Origin of the sequence: Streptomyces johnsoniae, from assembly GCF_031845565.1 — a bacterium.
Lineage (GTDB): Bacteria > Actinomycetota > Actinomycetes > Streptomycetales > Streptomycetaceae > Streptomyces > Streptomyces johnsoniae.
In genome coordinates this window covers 282,034-297,269 of the sequence record NZ_JAVREV010000003.1, presented here as the reverse complement: position 1 = coordinate 297,269, position 15,236 = coordinate 282,034, and the positions used below count along the sequence as shown (strand labels likewise).

Below are 15,236 nucleotides of genomic sequence, written 5' to 3'. Positions count from 1 at the left end.
GGCACGCACTCTGGCGGTTACTAGTGACTGTCGGGAACCTTGTTGTCACACGGGGAGCAGTCGGCGCCGTCCATGGCCCACAGCTCCTCGTCCGGCGCGAAGCCCTGCTCTCGGATGACATCGGCCGTCCGGATGACCAGCCCGTCGTTCCGCCGTTCGATCCACGGTGCGTGGTGCTTGTACTTCCCGCCGTTGCAGACCTCGCAGAACGCGAAGTAAACCGGAGTGTCGAGGATCAGCGTGTGCACGCCGATATCGACGATCTTTCCTACACCGATGTGGATTTCGGGACATTCCATGGCCGTGATCGTGTACGCGATGGCGTCGGCCATGATCCGCTCGGCCATGTCTCGAACCATGATGTGGTCACGCATCATGAGGCGGATTTCCCGCTCCCGCAGCGAGATATTCCGGTCAGCTTTTCCAGCCCACGCCGGCACAGACTTGCACGCACCTCGATGGATCATGCGCGGCGGGGCGTGAAGAGCATGACCCAGTGGTCGCTCTCGGGGTCGTGCAGCATCTCGCTATCGAAAGTGAGCAAACCTCTAGTCGGATGGTTGACGCGCTTCATCGCGGACCTCCATGTTCCGATCTCTCCTTTCTCCCAGTGGCGGATGAATTCGGGACTGCTCGTCGACAGCTCGCGAAACAAAGAACGAAGATACTCATCTTCCGAGTAGAGACTGAGTGCTTTGCGAAGTTCGGCGGCGGCCACTCGGGCTAGTTGCCCCGCTCCCTCGTTCCCGAGTACCTCGCGGAGTCCCGCCGACGTAAAGGCTTGGTAGACGATGTTGTGGCCATAGGGTCCGTCGCCGAAGATTGGCCCAAACAGATCCGCTGCGGCAACGTTGAACGCCAGCATGTCGAGCCGGCCGTCGTGAATGGTGACGGGCATGGTGTCGTCCAGGCTGTCGAGCAGTTGTTGAAGCCCCGGTCGGATTTTCGCGGCGGGTGCTCGCGACTGCGGAGATCGCTCGTCGGCGAGTCGGAACAGGTGATCGCGTTCGGCGTTCGAGAGCCGGAATGCCCGCGCCAGTGCGGTGAGGATCTCCCGCGAGGGGCGGGACGCGCGACCCTGTTCGAGCCGGGTGTAGTACTCGACCGAGATGCCCGCGAGGTCGGCGAGCTCCTGGCGTCGCAGGCCCGGTACACGTCTATGGGACAGAGGGGACGCCCCAGACCGATCTCGGGGTGTCATCTCCGAGCGATGATGACGTAGATACTCGCCCAGACCTGACCGCTCATCTCCCACCATTACTTCATTTTCCCTCCATCCCGTGGTAGGCGCCAGGCCGGGTGCGTGGCCCTGCGGATACCAGGCTCGACGAAGTCTCCCTGGTCGTCGAACCCTCCGTCAGTGTCGATGGCGACGGAGAACGCAAACGTCGACGCACACCAGCACTCGCACGATCTCATCCAGGAGGCCCACCCATGGCCGCAGCGAACCGAACCCTGATCATGACCGGGGCCACTCGAGGGATCGGCCTGGAGGCCGCGCGAGACGTCCTCAGACGCAGCCCCGATACCCACCTCGTGGTTCTTGGGCGAGGCTCCTCTGCCGCCGAGGTGCTGCCGAGCCTGCGAGAGATCTCTCCACACGTCTCGCCTGTCGACATCGATCTGTCGAGCAAGGCGAGCGTCGCCGCTGCTGGTGCACACCTGGAAGACCTCCTTGACTCCGGCGAGTTGCCTCCGCTGCGGAACCTCGTCTTCAACGCGGGTGTCCACCTCTCCAACGCGTTGGAGACCACGGTCGACGGATACGAGCGGACCTTTGCCGTGAACGTCATGTCCACCCACCAGCTTCTCAGGCAACTACACCCCCACATTCAGGCGCCGGCACGCATCGTCGTCACGGTCAGCGACGCCCACTTCGGTGATCTCCGGCACACCGGGGGGACCATGCCCGCACCCCGGTGGGCCATCCCGGAGATCTCCCGACCCGGAGCATTTGACCGTTCCGGAAATGTCCGAGCTGGCCGTCGTGCCTACGTGACGAGCAAACTCGGCGGCGTGTACCTGGTCCACGAATGGTCCCGCCGATTGCCCGATGGCATCGACATCGTCTCCTACAACCCCAGCCTCGTGGTCGGAACGGGGCTCGCGCGCGAAACCGGTGGAGCTTTTCCCTTCCTGATGAGGAGAATCATCCCGCTGCTCACGGTCACGCCCCTCGTGGATACCCCGGTCCCCGCGGGCAAGAAACTCGCCGACGCCATCCTCAGCGTCACCCCCGCCGCGACCGGCGCCTACATCCACCGGAAGAAGGCCACGGCGTCATCCACAGAGTCCTACGACACCGACCGCGAGCGCGCTCTCTGGAACTGGCTGGAGCAGGTCCCACGGACAACCAACTGAGCTGAGCGCCCGTAACGCGCTCCGCGACGGACTGCGCCTCCATCTGTGCGGCGAAAGCCAACAGGGTGGCGATCAGATCGCCAACGACGTTGCTCATGTCGAGTTCGAGCCGTGCGCCGCCCGGCCCTTCCGCGAACACCACCCGCTTACCGTACTTACGCGCCCATCCCACCAGCGCGGATATGTCGGCCAGGGACCGTACGGCACGGTCAAGGCGCCACCAGACGATCACGTCGAAGTCGTCGGGACGCTCGAACGGCATCGTCTTGGACGCCGACACGTCCAGGTCCTCAGCCTCGCCCACGATCGCCGCCCCAACGACGCGGCGGCCCTCTCGTTCGCCTCACGCTGCCGACCGGGCGAGGTGGTCTCGTCGGTCGCGACGCTCAGACGGATGGCGGACAGAACACGGGGCTGCGAACCTGTCTCCATGCGCTTCGGGGAGCGCACAGGATGCTTGGCCGCGCTGACCTGCGTTGATGCTGCCACTTCCGGACCTCACAGAACATGTAGTTCCATGCGATCGGAGACCCCGAGGGCAACGAATTCTGCCTGGCCGAACGCTGACTTCCGGGGGCCGGCAGCTCAGAGCAATGCTGTACGGAGGCCAAGGAAGTCCGGACCGGCAGCGATGGTGATGCCCTGGACTCCGGCACCACACTGGAGCCATGACTGAACACCAGCGTTCCCAGACGCCGGTCGTGCCTGTCGCCTTGGTGACCGGTGCCGCGCACGGGATCGGGCTCGAAGTCGCGAGGCAGCTCGCTCAGTTGGGGATCGATGTCCTGGTCGGAGCGCGCGACCCCGACAAGGCCGAGGCTGCCGTGCGGGGGGTAGAAGGGGTCAACGCGCTGCCGGTGGCGCTCGACATCACCGACCAGGCGTCGGTGGATCTGGCGCTGCGGGCCGTCGAGGCGACGAAAGGACGGCTCGACATCCTCGTCAACAACGCCGCGGCGCACCCGCAGCGGAACGAGACAGTGACGGGCGCCGACCTGCGATCGGCCATGAGCGTGGTCGAGGTGGACCTCTTCGGCACGTGGCGTATGACGATCAGTGCTCTCAAGCTGCTACGGCGCGCGCCCGGAGCGCGAGTGGTCAACGTCAGCTCGGGTGCGGGCTCCCACTCGGACAGCCGCTACGGGCTGGCTGCCGCCGGCGGGCGCTACGCCGGCCACGCCATCGGAAAGGCAGCGGTGAACGCCCTGACCGCCGCCCTCGCGGCAGAGCTTGCCGATACCGCGATCGTGGTCAATGCGGTATGTCCCGATGTCACGGCCACCGTGCCCGGCGCGGAGGCGCTGGGAGCGCGGCCGGTCGAGGAGAGCGCGCCGGGGGTCGTGTGGGCGGCGACGCTGCCCGACGACGGCCCGCGGGGCGGGTTCCACCGGGACGGCAAGCCTCTGGGATGGTGACGTTGTCGGAGGACTACCTCGCGGACGTCTTCCGCCACGTCGAGATCCGGGGCGTGATCTCGGGTGGGTTCGCCGCGAGCGCGCCATGGGTGTGCTGCGGTGAAGTCACCGACGCCGTGAAGATCGTCGCGGTGCTACGCGGGCGCGCTCACCTGCATACCGACGGCGCAGCCCCGACGCACCTGAGGGAAGGCGACGTCGCCATTCTCAGCCACCGCTCCCGGCTCGCGCTCCGCGGCGGTTCACCGCTGGGGGCAGCGCGAGAGATCCCCCCGCCGGTGGGGTGGTCCCGGTCCCTCCTCGACACCGCTGAGCAGGCGGATACGGTCGTCGGCGGACACGTCCAGCTCGGTCCTACCGGACGCGAGTTGCTGTACCCGGGGCTGCTTCCTGTCAACCACATCCACGGCGCGGCCCCTGCGGCACGCCGACTGCGCGCGGTTCTGGGTCTCCTGCTCGAAGAAGCCTCGGGCAGCGAGGCCGGCTCCGGGTTCGCCGTGGCGCAGTATGCGCAGCTCCTCGTGCTCGAATCGCTGCGCGCGTCCGCCGGCCGGACCGATCTTCCTCCGGGATGGCTCCGGCTTCTCGCGGACGAGCAGTTGCGCCCCGCTGTGCGGCTCATGCACAACGACCCGGGCCGGTCCTGGCAGTTGGAGCAACTGGCGCGAGCGGCCACGATGTCCAGGACAAGGTTCGCGGAGAGCTTCCGGCGAACGAGCGGGGTCACCCCCTTCGCCTATCTCCATCGCTGGCGCATCGTCCTGGCCGAACATGCCCTCCGGCACAGCAACACCAGTGTCACCGTGCTCTCCGCGCGGCTCGGCTACGCCTCGCCCAGCTCGTTCAGCACCGCCTTCCGGCGAACCGCGGGCGTGCCGCCCTCGGTCTACCGGCGAGCACACGCCGCGCCGATGTCCTGAGAGCTGAACGGGCGGGGGCCTGCCGCCGCACCGCATCGGCTGGCGCGCACGGATTTCCTCCTAGCGGCTCCTAGCGGTGTTGCGGCGGCTTGCGCGGGCCGCCGTCCTGGTGCGGCCGCAGGGTGTAGAGGGCGAAGTCGTCGTCGGCATGGCGGATGTCGCGGGTGTGGTGGAAGCCGAGGCGTTCCATCACGGCGCGGGAGCGGGCGTTGCGGGTCTCGGTGAAGGAGACCAGTTCGGTCGCGCCGAGTTCTCCGAAGGCGCAGGCCACACCCTCGCGGCCGATTTCGCTCGCGTAGCCGCGGCCCCACAGGGCCTCGCGGACCGCCCAGCCGATCTCCAGGCGGCGGGCGCCGTCGACCTCGGCCAAGGAGAGGCCGCCGCGCCCGATCAGCTCGCCGGTGCCGCGGTCGTAGGCCAGCCATTTGTGGATGCCCTCGGTGCGCCAGGCCCGCCCCATGGCTGCCGCGGCGGCGCGCGCGTCCTCGGTCGACCAGGCGCCGTACCAGCGGGCGATGCCGGGGTCCTGGTGCAGGCGGTACAGGTCGTTCTCCCGCTCGGGGCCGATGGGTTCGAGGCGGAGGCGCGCCGTGCGGCGGGTGCGGTGGGTGCGGTGGGTGCCGGTCACGGGGGCATCGTGGCCCCGCGCCGGGAGGCGTGTCGAACGGTTATGCCGCCGGGGTCAGTCCTCGGCGACCACGCGGATGCCGCGCACCGAGGGGTCGGCCGCGTCGGGCACGACCATGCCGGCCTCGACGCCGGTGCGCAGGTAGCGCAGCACGTCGTCGGTGAGCCGTTCGCCGGGCAGCGCGGCGGGAATGCCCGGCGGGTAGGGCGTGAGCATTTCGGCCGTGACGCGCCCCGCGGCCTTGTCGGACGGCACCTGCTCGGCCCGGCCGAAGAAGGCGTCCCGCGGCAGCATCACCTGGTCGAGGCGCAGGTGCGCCGGGTCGGGTACGTCGACGCGGGGTGCGGGGCGCAGGGTGCCGGCGCGGGCCGCGAGGTCGCGGAGGGCGTCCAGCAGCGCGGCGGCGCTCGCCTCGTCGTCGGCGTGCGTGAGCTGGACGCTGGCACGGCGGTGGTCGGAAACGTGCAGGTTGATGCGGTGGTGCTCGCGCAGCCAGTCCGCGGCGCGGTAGCCGCTGGTCCCGAGTCCGCCGACATCGATGATGACCTGGAGCGGGTCGAGGTCGGCGGCCCGCCCCGGGGCGCAGAAGTCCGCCCGCCCGTGGACGTGAAGGCCGTCGATGTCCTCGATCTGCCGCCTGACGCGCGCGGCGCGGTCCAGCGCGTCGTCGTACAGCGCACGGCCGTGCTGGACCATCTGCCGCCGCCAGCCGTCCAGCGCCGCGTAGAGGAGGACAGAGGGGCTGGTGGTGCCGAGCAGGTCCGCCCTGGCCTTGAGGACGGCCGGGGCGATGAGGTCGCCGCCGAGGTGGAAGACGGAGCCCTGTTCGAGGCCGGAGCCCATCTTGTGGACGGAGGTCACGCACACGTCGGCCCCGGCGTCCATGGCCCAGGTCGGGAGGCCGGGGTGGAAGGGCAGGTGTGCCCCCCCACGCCTCGTCGACGATCAGCGGGCGGCCCCTGGCGTGGCAGACGGCGGCCACGGCGGCGAGGTCGGTGCAGGTGCCGTAGGGCGTGGGCGAGGTCACGAGGGCGCCGCGCGCGTCCGGGTGTGCGGCGAACGCGGCCTCGAACGTCTCGGGGGCGGGCGGGTGCGCGAGGTGCAGGTCCGGGTCCCACCGCGGGTCCACCCAGATCGGCCGGACGCCGGAGAGGATGAGCCCCGAGACGACCGATTTGTGGGCGTCCCTGCCGATCACCAGCTTCTCGTGCGGGCCCGCGACGGACAGCATGGCCGCCTTGACCGACAGCGAGCTGCCGCAGGTGGAGAAGAAGGTGTGCTCGGCGCTCACCGCGTCCGCCATCAGCCGCTGGGCCTCGTCGAGGACACCGTGCGAGGAGGTTCTGTCGTCGAGCCCGGCGATGGCGAGCACGTCGGAACGGAAGACCGCGTCGCCGAGCACCGCGCGGACCCGGGGGTCGGCGCCGCGGCCCTGCTTGTGCCCGGGCGGCGTGAAGGGGAGCTGCCCGCCGTCGTGGTAGGCGGCCAGGGCCTCGAGTACCGGTGCGCGTGCGTGGTCCATACGGGCCTCCTTGCCGCCAGGGTGGCTGCAAAACGGTCGCCGGTCTCCCGGCGGGCGGCGGGCGGCTGGCGGCGTCCCGTGGCGGCGGAGTCGGTTTCAGCGCCGCGGGCTCACGCCCGCCACGGCCAGCCGGAACAGCCCTGCCGCCCGGGCGGCGGGGTCGGGGTGGTGCTCCGTGCCCAGGGCGATGCCGACGATCAGCGTGATCAGGTCCGTGATGGTGACGTCCGCGGCCACCGCGCCATCCCGCGCGGCGCGGCGCAGCAGCGGGCCCGCGGCCTCTTCGAGCGCCGCCGAGCAGCTGTTCTCGTGGATCGGCTCCGACTCGGCGCCGTCGTAGGCCAGCGCGGCGGCCAGCCCCCGGGCGGAGACGCAGTAGGCGACGACGTCGTTCAGCCAGTCCAGCAGCGCCTGCCGGCTGTCGCCCGCGCCGGTCAGGTGGTGGGCGCGGACGCACAGGGCCTCGATCCGTTTCCGGGAGACCGCCTCCAGCAGTGCGCGGCGGGTGGGGAAGTGCCTGCGCACGGTCGCCGAGCCGACGCCCACGGTGCGGGCGATCTGTTCCAGGGAAGCGCCGGGCCCGTGGGCGGCGACCTCTGCCTCGGCCACGGCGAGAATCCGCGCGTAGTTGCGCCGGGCGTCGGCGCGCTGGCGTTCGGGCATGGCCGTCACCTCCGGGTTCGCCAAATGGCGGGGTCCGCCGTATCGTATCGGAAACATAAACGGCGGGCCCCGCCGTTTACGAGTTTCCCGAGAACCCGAGAACCCGAGAACCCGAGGAGCATCATGTCCGCAGATTCCGCGCCCGTCCTGGTCACCGGCGCCACCGGCAGGCAGGGCGGCTCGGTCGCCCGCGCCCTGCTCGCGGCGGGCGTTCCCGTCCGCGCCCTGGTACGCGACCCGGCCACCGACCGGGCCGGGGCCGTCGAGGCGCTGGGCGCCGAACTGGTCACCGGCGACCTTCACGACCGCGATTCCGTGGTCCGGGCCGCCCGGGGCGCCCGCGCCGTCTTCTCCGTGCAGATGCCCGCCATGACGGCGGAGGGCTTCGATTTCGAGGGCGAGGTGACCCAGGGCATCAACCTCGTCGAGGGCGCGAAGGCGGCCGGAGTGCCGCAGTTCGTGCACACGTCCGTGACCGGCGCCGGCCAGCACACCGAAACTCCCGGCTGGGCCGAGGGACGCTGGACCGTGGAGCCGTCCTTCAACGCCAAGAGCGCGATCCAGGACCGGGTCCGCGCGGCCGGCTTCCCCCGCTGGACGCTGCTCAAGCCGGGCTTCTTCATGGAGAACTTCCTCCCCTCGATGGCGTTCCTCTTCCCGCGCGGCATCGAGGGCGGCCTGGTGAGCATCCTGCACCCCGGGACCCGGCTGTCCCTGATCGCGACACAGGACATCGGCGGGGCCGCCGCCGCGGCCATCGCCGCGCCGGAACGGTTCCACGGGGTCGAGCTGGAGCTGGCCGGGGAGCACCTGTCGATGACGGAGATCGCCGAGGTCCTCTCCCGTGCCCTGGGCACGCACGTGTCCGCGCCGGACATGACCGAGGAGGAGGCCCTGGCCGCCGGAATGCCGCCGATGGGCACCGCCCACGCGTGGCTGAACGTGGCCGGCCAGCCGGCCCGCCCGCGGTACGCGAGGGACCTCGGCATCCCGCTCACCAGCTTCGACGCATGGGCGCACGAACACCTGCGGGAACACACGCGGGAACGCGTGCGGTCCCACACACCCGCGAACCGCCCCACCGCCTCCTGACCCGCGGCCTCGTGCCGGAGCCCCTAATATCGAACGTGTGAGCGAACTACCGTCCGACCTGCCCCGCCTGCACGCTCTCGCCACCTGGCTGGAGCGCCAGCTCAGCGCGGTCCGGGAGGCCATCGACGAGGCCGAGGAACGGGCGGGGCCGCGCTGGTGGGTGCAGTGGATGCGCACCGCGGCGGGCGAGCCGCGGCGCGGTGTGCTCCACCGCGCGGGCTGCTGGTGCCCCGGTGCGCCGGATCTGCACCTGGCCGACGCGCGGCGCGTGGTGGCCGAGCACGGCAGCCGGATCGAGACCTGCCTGGTGTGCCGGGCGGACGTGCGCCCCACCGCACCGCGGCCCGGCGGGGAGCCATGACCCCGGCCGCCCCACGGCGCGCGGAGCCTCCGCCCCGGGGGCACGGTGCGCGGGCGGCCGGGTCGAGGAGGGCTACGCCTCCAGGCTTCTGGCGATGGCGCGCAGGCCGATCGCCAGTTCGCGGCTGCCGGGCGTCCGTTCCGGATCGACGAGCATCTGCTGCGTCAGCCCGGCGACGAGGGCCATGTGCACCGAGCCGACCGCGCGTGCGGTCTCCTCGTCGTCCGCCATCTCCTCGCCGTGCAGCTGGGCGGCGAGCCGCGGTCGCGCCCGTTCCATGGCGTCGGCGATCTGCTGCCGGATCTCCGGGGCGCGCTCCGCCTGGGCGAACGCCTCGGTGGTCGCCACCAGCAGCGGACGCTCGTCCTTCATGGAGGCGATGATCCGCGACCACAGCGCCTCGATGCGGTCGGAGTCCTCACCCGGCCCGGCCGCGGCGGGCATGGCGCGCTCGCCCCACTCGAAGACGGCCTCCAGCAGCGCGGCGTTGAGCAGCGCCTCCTTGGACCCGTAGTGGTAATTGATCGCGCCGAGCGGCGCGTTGGCCGCCGCCGCGAGGTCCCGCGAGGTGGTCCTCGCGTAACCCCGCTCCTCCAGGCAGCGCTTCGCCCCGGCCATCAGCCGTTCCCGGTGTCCCATCCCCCCAGCCTAGATGAACGCCCGTTCCGGACAGGCGTTCAGCCGGTCCGCCCCTCCCCGACCAGGCGGTCGAGCAGACCGACGTACGCGGCGGACTTGGCCGCCGCGGGCGCCGCCGAGCCCTCCACCGAGTACGCGCCCCCGAGGCGGCTCCGCAGGGCCGCGACGAGATCCGGATGAGTGCGCCGCACCAGCCCGCCCGCGAGGACGACGACCGTGCCCCGCGGCACTCCGGCGCGGCCGATCGCGGTGGCGAGCAGGTCCACCACGCGCCGCTTGTCCGCCGCGTCGAGGCGGCGCGGCAGGTACTGACCGCCGATGCGGGCGTTGAGGCACCCCGGCGCGCGGCAGCCGTCGCAGACGGCCTCGCCGAAGCCGGTCTGGTGGCTGAGCGGGACGTCGACGACCTCGCCGCCGGTGATCAGCGAGCCGCCGAGGCCCGTTCCGATCCCCGCGTAGAGCAGGCTGCCGGGCCGTTCCGCCCGCAGCAGCCATTCGCCGAGCGCGGCGGCGTCGGCGTCGTTCATCGACACGTCGGGACGGCGCGGGTAGCCGAGTTCGCGCCACGCCTCGACGTCGTCCCAGCCCAGCTGCGTGGCCCCCCGCACGCGCCCGTCGACCACGAGACCGGGAGCGGCCAGACCGAAAGGACCGGGGTCCGCGGCCGGCCGGGGGCCTTCGGCGAACTCCACCGTTCCGCCCGCGAACACGGTGCTCTGCACGGACGACCCACCGACTTCGACGGCGTGCACGGGCGGCCCCGGCGCGTCGCGCGTGGCCAGGGCGCGGGCGAGGTGTGGCGGCAGCGTCAGTGGTGGCAGCGTCATTCTCACCGTTCCCGTCGGTCGCGGGCCCCGGCCCGCACGCCTCGCCGCCGCCGGGCCGGTGGCGGCGGCGAGGCGCGGGCGCCCCCGCCCGGTCTCACCGGATCTGACGGCCGGAGATGGCCCGGGCGATCACCAGGCGCTGGATCTCGCTCGTGCCCTCGAAGATGGTGTAGATCTTCGCATCGCGGTACATGCGCTCCACCGGGTGTTCCCTGCTGTAGCCGGCGCCGCCGAGGATCTGGACGGCCTTCTCCGTGGCCGTGACGGCGAGTTCGCCCGCGCGGAGCTTGGCCATCGAGCCTTCGCCCGCGGTGAACTCCCGTTCGCCGCGCGCCATCCACGCCGCGCGCCAGATCAGCAGGCGGACGGCGTCGATCTCGGTGCGCAGATCGGCGAGCGCGAAGGCGATGGCCTGGTTCTCGACGATGGGGCGGCCGAAGGCGACGCGTTCGCCCGCGTACTCGAGCGCGTACTCGTAGGCGGCGCGCGCGATGCCCAGGGCCTGGGCGCCGACGGTGGGGCGGGACACCTCGAAGGTGGCCATGGCGGCCTGCCCCTTGGCCCGGCCGCCCTCGCGGGCCCTGGCCAGCCGCCGTTCCAGGCGTTCCCTGCCGCCGAGCAGGCAGTGCCCCGGCACGCGCACGTCGTCGAGGAAGACGTCGGCGGTGTGCGAGGCGCGCAGGCCGAGCTTCTTGATCTTGCGGTTGCCTTCGAGGCCCGGGGTGCCGGGCGGCACGACGAACGCGGCCTGGCCGCGCGACCCGAGCCCCGGCTCGACGGAGGCGACGACGACATGCACGTCGGCGATGCCGCCGTTGGTGATCCACGCCTTCTGCCCGCCGAGCACCCACTCGTCCTTGGCCTCGTCGTAACGGGCGCGGGTGCGCATGGCGGAGACGTCGGAGCCGGCCTCGGGCTCGGAGACGCAGAACGCGGCCACCTTCGGCTGCCGGGCGTCGCCGAAGCACTGCGGCACCCACTCCGCGAGCTGGTCGGGGGTGCCCGCGGCGAAGATGCCGGCGACGGCGAGCGAGGTGCCGAACAGCGCCATGCCGATGCCCGCGTCGCCCCAGAACAGCTCTTCGTTGGCGAGTTGCAGGGTGAGCCCGGAGGGGTCGCCGAACATCTCGGCCAGCGACTCGAAGCCGTACAAGCCGATCTTGGCGGCCTCCTGGATGACGGGCCAGGGGGTCTCCTCGCGTTCGTCCCACTCCGCCGCCGCGGGGCGCACCACGTCGGCGGCGAAGCCGTGCACCCAGTCGCGGACGTCGCGCTGGTCCTCGGTGAGGTCGAGGGAGAATCCGCTCACGAGGAGATCACTCAGCCCTTCGGGATGTCGAACAGGCGGGTGAGGCCGGAGGCGAGCCCGACGTCGCCTGCGACCTTGAGCTTGCGGGTCATGAACATCGTGACCGGACTTCCGTTGCCGGAGACCAGTTTGAGGAACTCCACGTCGCCCATGGTCAGCGTCGCGCGCGGCGCGGCGTCCGAACGGCCCGCGCGGACGGCGCAGGTGCCGTCGGCGATCTCCGTCTCGTACACGACCACCGGCTCGCCGGTGATCTCCCAGCGGATGACGGCGTTCAGCGATCCGGCGCTCTCGGGGCGGAACTGGCGCTCCATGCGGCCGAACACCTCGGCCAGGACGCGGGTGCGCAGCTCCCCCCGCATCAGTCCGGCCAGCTCCTTGGCGGAAAGCTTCCTGACCAGGGCGGCGAACTCCTCGGGGGTGACGCTGCCGAAGTCGAGACCGGCCAGGTCGGGCGTGGGTTCTGCCATCAGACTTCCTTACCCTGAAGTAAACTTACTAAAGAGTAAGATTAGGCGCGGCGTAGGTAGGCTGGCAAGGGTGACCGACAAACGGAGACGGCGGCTGCCCCGGAGCGTGCGCGAGCAGGAGATCATCGACGCGGCGCTCGGCGTCTTCTCCAAACGCGGCTACCGCGCCGCCGTGGTGGACGAGATCGCCGACCTCGCCGGGATCTCCAAGCCGATGGTGTACCTGTATCTCGGCTCCAAGGAGGGCCTGTTCATCGCGTGCGTCCGCCGCGAGTCGCAGCGCCTGGCAGCGGCGTTCCGGGAGGCGGCGCAGGCCGGTGACTCCCCCGAGCAGCGGCTGTGGGCGGGGCTCGGCGCGTTCTTCGCCTTCGTGGCCGAGCACCGCGACAGCTGGGTGGTGCTGCACCGGCAGGCCCCCGAGCAGGGCGAGGCCATCGCGCAGGAGATCGCGGATGCCCGCCGTTCGGTGATGGCGGAGGTCAACGGGCTGGTGCGGGACGGCATCACCAAGGGCGGCGAGGCGGACCGGCTCGGCGAGCAGGAGGCCGACTTCGTCGCCCACGCCCTGGTGGGCGCGGCGGATTCGCTGACGGACTGGATGGAGCGCCACCCCGGCGAGCCGCCGGAGCGGGTCACGGTCCGCCTGATGAACGTGATGTGGGTGGGCATGCGCAATGTGCTGGTCGGCGAGGTGTGGGTGCCGCCGCAGCACGACGCCTGACCGCGAGCGGGCTCAGGACGCCTCGACGTGGCCCCGCAGGTACGGGCGTTCGGCCGGGCCACCGGCGGCGGGGCGCAGCGCGAAGCCGAGCGCCGGGCTCGACTCCCACAGCAGGAACGTCACATCCGCGGGCAGTGCGAGGGGCTTGTGGAACGCCGTCTCGGCGGTGTAGGCGCCGGGGAACGCGTCCGGCCGCGCCCGCAGGGCCGCCGCGAGACAGCGCGCCGCCGTCCACATGCCGTGCGCGATGGCGCGCCGGTAGCCGAACGGGCGGGCCGTCAGCGGGTGGAGGTGGATCGGGTTCCGGTCCCCTGACACCGCCGCGTAGCGGCGGCCGGTGTCCGCGGGCACCGTCCACCGTTCGGCCCGCGGCTCCGCGCCCCGCGCGGCGTGCTCCGGGGCCGCGCCCCCGGGCCCGGCTCCGTCCACGGGCCCGGCTCCGTCCACGGGGTGGCGGCGCAGGTAGGTGGCGGCGGAACGCCACACCGGGGCGTCCGCCGTGTCCACGGCCTCGGTCAGCACGTCGAACGCGGTGCCCCTGGGGTGCGGCTCGGGCCGCCCCGCCGCCACGCGGTAGGTGAGCGGCTCCCGCGGGGCGAGGGGCCGCAGCTGCTCGACGCGGTTGGCGATGTGCACCAGGCCCGGCAGCCGGAACGGGAAGTCCCGCCGCGACATCAGCGACATGGCCAGGGGGAACGCCAGCACCTGCGGATAGGTGACGGGCAGCGGGTCGGTGCCCTCGAAGCCGCAGATCCGCGCATAGCGGGCCAGGCGGCCGGGGTCCGGGGCGACGCCCCGCCGTTCGAGCCGCCGTTCCGGCAGGGGGCCGCTGCCGCGCCGGGGCAGCAGCAGGGCGCGCGCGTAGGAGGCGAGCATGCGCCTCACGCCCCCATCAGGGCCTGGCCGCACACCCGCAGCACCTGGCCGGTGACGGCGCCCGTGCCGGGCGAGGCGAAGTAGGCGACGGCCTCGGCGACGTCGACGGGCAGGCCGCCCTGCCCCAGGCTGTTCAGGCGGCGGCCCGCCTGCCGGACGAGCGGCGGCACCGCGGCGGTCATGCGCGTCTCGATGAAGCCCGGCGCGACGGCGTTCACGGTGATGCCGCGGGCGGCGACGGCCGGGGCGAAGGCGCGGACGAGCCCGGTCACCCCGGCCTTGCTCGCGGCGTAGTTGGTCTGCCCGGCGTTGCCCGCGAGTCCGCTGATGGAGGAGGTGGCGACGATCCGGCCGCCGTCGCGCACCGCCGGGAGCAGCCCCTCGGTCAGCCGCTCGACGGCCGCGAGGTTGACGTCGAGGACCGTGTGCCAGCGGTCGGCGTCCATACGGCCGAGCGTCTTGTCGCGGGTGACCCCCGCGTTGTGCACCAGGATGTCGAGGCCGCCGCCGTGCTCCTCGCCGAGGTGGGCGGCGATGCGCGGGACGGCGTCGTCCGCGGTCACGTCGAGGGCGAGCGCGGTGCCGCCGAGGCGGTCGGCGAGCGCGTGCAGTTCGTCCCGCTGCCCCGGCACGTCCAGGCACAGCACCCGGGCGCCGTCGCGGTGCAGCGTCTCGGCGACGGCCGCGCCGATGCCGCGGGCGGCGCCGGTGACGAGCGCGGTGCGGCCGTCCAGCGGGCGGTCCCAGTCGGCGGGGACCTCGGCGGGGACTTTGGCGGGGACTTCCGCGGCCAGACGCAGGGGCTGCCCCGAGACGTAGGCGGAACGCGCGGAGAGCACGAAGCGGACGGTGGACTCCATCGCCTCCTCGGCGCCCGGCGCGATCAGGAGCAGGTGCGCGGTCGCGCCGTGCCGCAGCTCCTTGCCGAGGGAGCGGACGAACCCTTCCAGGGCCTGCTGGGCGGCGGCCGCGCCCGGGGTGGCGGCCGACTCGGGCGGGGAGCCGAGGACGAGCACCCGGCCGTTCGGCAGGAGGCTGCGGATGCGCGGGTGGAAGAAGGCGTGCACGGCGGCGAGTTGGCCGGTGGCCGTGATGCCGGTGGCGTCGAGGAGGAGCGCGCCAGGACGGCCGGGATGCTCCTGCACCGTGGCACCGCAGCGGTCGAGGACGGCTCGCAACGACTTGACGGCGCGCGGGTCCGCGGCGTGGCCGAGGACGACGGGCCCGCGGGCGACGGGCTGTCCGGGCCGGTACCGCCCGAGCCGCGCCGGGCGGGGCAGGCCGAGTCGCGCGGCCACCCGGCCGCCGACGCGGCTGGTGGCGAAGGAGAGATACCTGTCGGCCATTGATTTCCTCCCTACTCCAGGGTAAGTCTACTGAGAAGTTAAGTGAGTCGGCCGGCCCCTCACAAGCCGGCCACCCACGAGCCGGC

General features: G+C 72.2%; 16 protein-coding genes and 2 pseudogenes. 6 read left to right on the top strand and 12 right to left on the bottom strand.

Features of this window, described 5'->3' with window-relative positions:
* Positions 1–20: 20 nt before the first annotated feature.
* Together RM779_RS07465 and RM779_RS07460 are read right to left on the bottom strand one after the other, a co-directional pair.
* A complete protein-coding gene (locus RM779_RS07465) occupies positions 21–467 on the bottom strand; it encodes a hypothetical protein (RefSeq protein ID WP_394813241.1) in 447 nt (148 codons plus the stop codon).
* Positions 464–1,258 carry a helix-turn-helix domain-containing protein gene (locus RM779_RS07460; RefSeq protein ID WP_311616860.1) on the bottom strand — a complete coding sequence of 265 codons (795 nt, stop codon included), beginning with the start codon at positions 1,256–1,258 and terminating at the stop codon, positions 464–466. Before RM779_RS07460 ends, RM779_RS07465 begins: the two co-directional genes overlap by 4 nt.
* Positions 1,259–1,434: 176 nt before the next feature.
* On the opposite strand from RM779_RS07460, the gene RM779_RS07455 reads away from it, so the two are divergent.
* Positions 1,435–2,361 carry an SDR family NAD(P)-dependent oxidoreductase gene (locus RM779_RS07455; protein WP_311616859.1) on the top strand — a complete coding sequence of 309 codons (927 nt, stop codon included), beginning with the start codon at positions 1,435–1,437 and terminating at the stop codon, positions 2,359–2,361.
* Between the two features lie 70 nt (positions 2,362–2,431).
* On the opposite strand, the pseudogene RM779_RS07450 reads toward RM779_RS07455, so the two are convergent.
* Positions 2,432–2,623, bottom strand: a pseudogene (locus RM779_RS07450) (recombinase family protein); the annotation flags it as partial.
* Between the two features lie 406 nt (positions 2,624–3,029).
* On the opposite strand from RM779_RS07450, the gene RM779_RS07445 reads away from it, so the two are divergent.
* Entirely contained in the window at positions 3,030–3,776 is a 747-nt protein-coding gene (locus RM779_RS07445; protein WP_311616858.1) for an SDR family NAD(P)-dependent oxidoreductase, read from the top strand.
* Positions 3,770–4,696 carry a helix-turn-helix transcriptional regulator gene (locus RM779_RS07440; RefSeq protein ID WP_311616857.1) on the top strand — a complete coding sequence of 309 codons (927 nt, stop codon included), beginning with the start codon at positions 3,770–3,772 and terminating at the stop codon, positions 4,694–4,696. Before RM779_RS07445 ends, RM779_RS07440 begins: the two co-directional genes overlap by 7 nt.
* Positions 4,697–4,766: 70 nt before the next feature.
* Here the strand turns inward: RM779_RS07440 and RM779_RS07435 are convergent, their stop codons facing one another.
* The 3 genes and pseudogenes from RM779_RS07435 to RM779_RS07425 all read right to left on the bottom strand — a co-directional run bounded on the left by RM779_RS07435 (position 4,767) and on the right by RM779_RS07425 (position 7,509).
* Positions 4,767–5,324 (bottom strand): GNAT family N-acetyltransferase, encoded by a 558-nt coding sequence (locus RM779_RS07435; RefSeq protein WP_311616856.1) that lies wholly within the window; start codon positions 5,322–5,324, stop codon positions 4,767–4,769.
* A gap of 54 nt (positions 5,325–5,378) precedes the next feature.
* Positions 5,379–6,846: pseudogene (locus tag RM779_RS07430) on the bottom strand (aminotransferase class I/II-fold pyridoxal phosphate-dependent enzyme).
* A gap of 96 nt (positions 6,847–6,942) precedes the next feature.
* Positions 6,943–7,509, bottom strand: coding sequence for a TetR/AcrR family transcriptional regulator (locus RM779_RS07425; RefSeq protein WP_311616855.1), 567 nt, complete (start codon positions 7,507–7,509; stop codon positions 6,943–6,945).
* 123 nt (positions 7,510–7,632) lie between these two features.
* Between RM779_RS07425 and RM779_RS07420 the strand changes: the two genes are divergently transcribed.
* Positions 7,633–8,601: an NmrA family NAD(P)-binding protein gene (locus RM779_RS07420; protein ID WP_311616854.1), complete on the top strand. Its 969-nt coding sequence runs from the start codon at positions 7,633–7,635 to the stop codon at positions 8,599–8,601.
* Positions 8,602–8,638: 37 nt separating this feature from the next.
* Positions 8,639–8,962: a hypothetical protein gene (locus tag RM779_RS07415; protein WP_311616853.1), complete on the top strand. Its 324-nt coding sequence runs from the start codon at positions 8,639–8,641 to the stop codon at positions 8,960–8,962.
* 72 nt (positions 8,963–9,034) lie between these two features.
* Here the strand turns inward: RM779_RS07415 and RM779_RS07410 are convergent, their stop codons facing one another.
* The 4 genes from RM779_RS07410 to RM779_RS07395 all read right to left on the bottom strand — a co-directional run bounded on the left by RM779_RS07410 (position 9,035) and on the right by RM779_RS07395 (position 12,207).
* Positions 9,035–9,601: a TetR family transcriptional regulator gene (locus tag RM779_RS07410; protein ID WP_077058020.1), complete on the bottom strand. Its 567-nt coding sequence runs from the start codon at positions 9,599–9,601 to the stop codon at positions 9,035–9,037.
* Positions 9,602–9,639: 38 nt separating this feature from the next.
* The gene (locus tag RM779_RS07405) at positions 9,640–10,428 is read right to left on the bottom strand and encodes a hypothetical protein (RefSeq protein ID WP_311616852.1); all 789 of its coding nucleotides are present in this window, start codon (positions 10,426–10,428) and stop codon (positions 9,640–9,642) included.
* A gap of 94 nt (positions 10,429–10,522) precedes the next feature.
* Positions 10,523–11,737, bottom strand: coding sequence for an acyl-CoA dehydrogenase family protein (locus tag RM779_RS07400; protein WP_311616851.1), 1,215 nt, complete (start codon positions 11,735–11,737; stop codon positions 10,523–10,525).
* An 11-nt stretch (positions 11,738–11,748) separates the two neighbouring features.
* On the bottom strand, positions 11,749–12,207 hold the full coding sequence (locus RM779_RS07395) for an SCP2 sterol-binding domain-containing protein (RefSeq protein ID WP_311616850.1): 459 nt from the start codon (positions 12,205–12,207) through the stop codon (positions 11,749–11,751).
* Positions 12,208–12,277: 70 nt separating this feature from the next.
* Between RM779_RS07395 and RM779_RS07390 the strand changes: the two genes are divergently transcribed.
* Positions 12,278–12,928, top strand: coding sequence for a TetR/AcrR family transcriptional regulator (locus RM779_RS07390; RefSeq protein ID WP_311616849.1), 651 nt, complete (start codon positions 12,278–12,280; stop codon positions 12,926–12,928).
* Positions 12,929–12,940: 12 nt separating this feature from the next.
* On the opposite strand, the gene RM779_RS07385 is transcribed toward RM779_RS07390, so the two are convergent.
* Together RM779_RS07385 and RM779_RS07380 are read right to left on the bottom strand one after the other, a co-directional pair.
* The gene (locus tag RM779_RS07385) at positions 12,941–13,804 is read right to left on the bottom strand and encodes a MaoC family dehydratase (protein ID WP_311616998.1); all 864 of its coding nucleotides are present in this window, start codon (positions 13,802–13,804) and stop codon (positions 12,941–12,943) included.
* A 5-nt stretch (positions 13,805–13,809) separates the two neighbouring features.
* On the bottom strand, positions 13,810–15,150 hold the full coding sequence (locus RM779_RS07380; protein ID WP_311616848.1) for a 3-oxoacyl-ACP reductase: 1,341 nt from the start codon (positions 15,148–15,150) through the stop codon (positions 13,810–13,812).
* Between the last annotated feature and the right edge of the window lie 86 nt (positions 15,151–15,236).

Excerpts from the sequence above, each read along its gene's own strand:
- RM779_RS07425 (WP_311616855.1), bottom strand. The coding sequence starts at position 7,509 with ATGCCCGAACGCCAGCGCGCCGACGCCCGGCGCAACTACGCGCGGATT.
- RM779_RS07440 (WP_311616857.1), top strand. The coding sequence starts at position 3,770 with ATGGTGACGTTGTCGGAGGACTACCTCGCGGACGTCTTCCGCCACGTC.
- RM779_RS07410 (WP_077058020.1), bottom strand. The coding sequence starts at position 9,601 with ATGGGACACCGGGAACGGCTGATGGCCGGGGCGAAGCGCTGCCTGGAG.
- RM779_RS07420 (WP_311616854.1), top strand. The coding sequence starts at position 7,633 with ATGTCCGCAGATTCCGCGCCCGTCCTGGTCACCGGCGCCACCGGCAGG.
- RM779_RS07385 (WP_311616998.1), bottom strand. The coding sequence starts at position 13,804 with ATGCTCGCCTCCTACGCGCGCGCCCTGCTGCTGCCCCGGCGCGGCAGC.
- RM779_RS07455 (WP_311616859.1), top strand. The coding sequence starts at position 1,435 with ATGGCCGCAGCGAACCGAACCCTGATCATGACCGGGGCCACTCGAGGG.
- RM779_RS07460 (WP_311616860.1), bottom strand. The coding sequence starts at position 1,258 with ATGGTGGGAGATGAGCGGTCAGGTCTGGGCGAGTATCTACGTCATCAT.
- RM779_RS07465 (WP_394813241.1), bottom strand. The coding sequence starts at position 467 with ATGATCCATCGAGGTGCGTGCAAGTCTGTGCCGGCGTGGGCTGGAAAA.
- RM779_RS07395 (WP_311616850.1), bottom strand. The coding sequence starts at position 12,207 with ATGGCAGAACCCACGCCCGACCTGGCCGGTCTCGACTTCGGCAGCGTC.
- RM779_RS07405 (WP_311616852.1), bottom strand. The coding sequence starts at position 10,428 with ATGACGCTGCCACCACTGACGCTGCCGCCACACCTCGCCCGCGCCCTG.
- RM779_RS07380 (WP_311616848.1), bottom strand. The coding sequence starts at position 15,150 with ATGGCCGACAGGTATCTCTCCTTCGCCACCAGCCGCGTCGGCGGCCGG.
- RM779_RS07445 (WP_311616858.1), top strand. The coding sequence starts at position 3,030 with ATGACTGAACACCAGCGTTCCCAGACGCCGGTCGTGCCTGTCGCCTTG.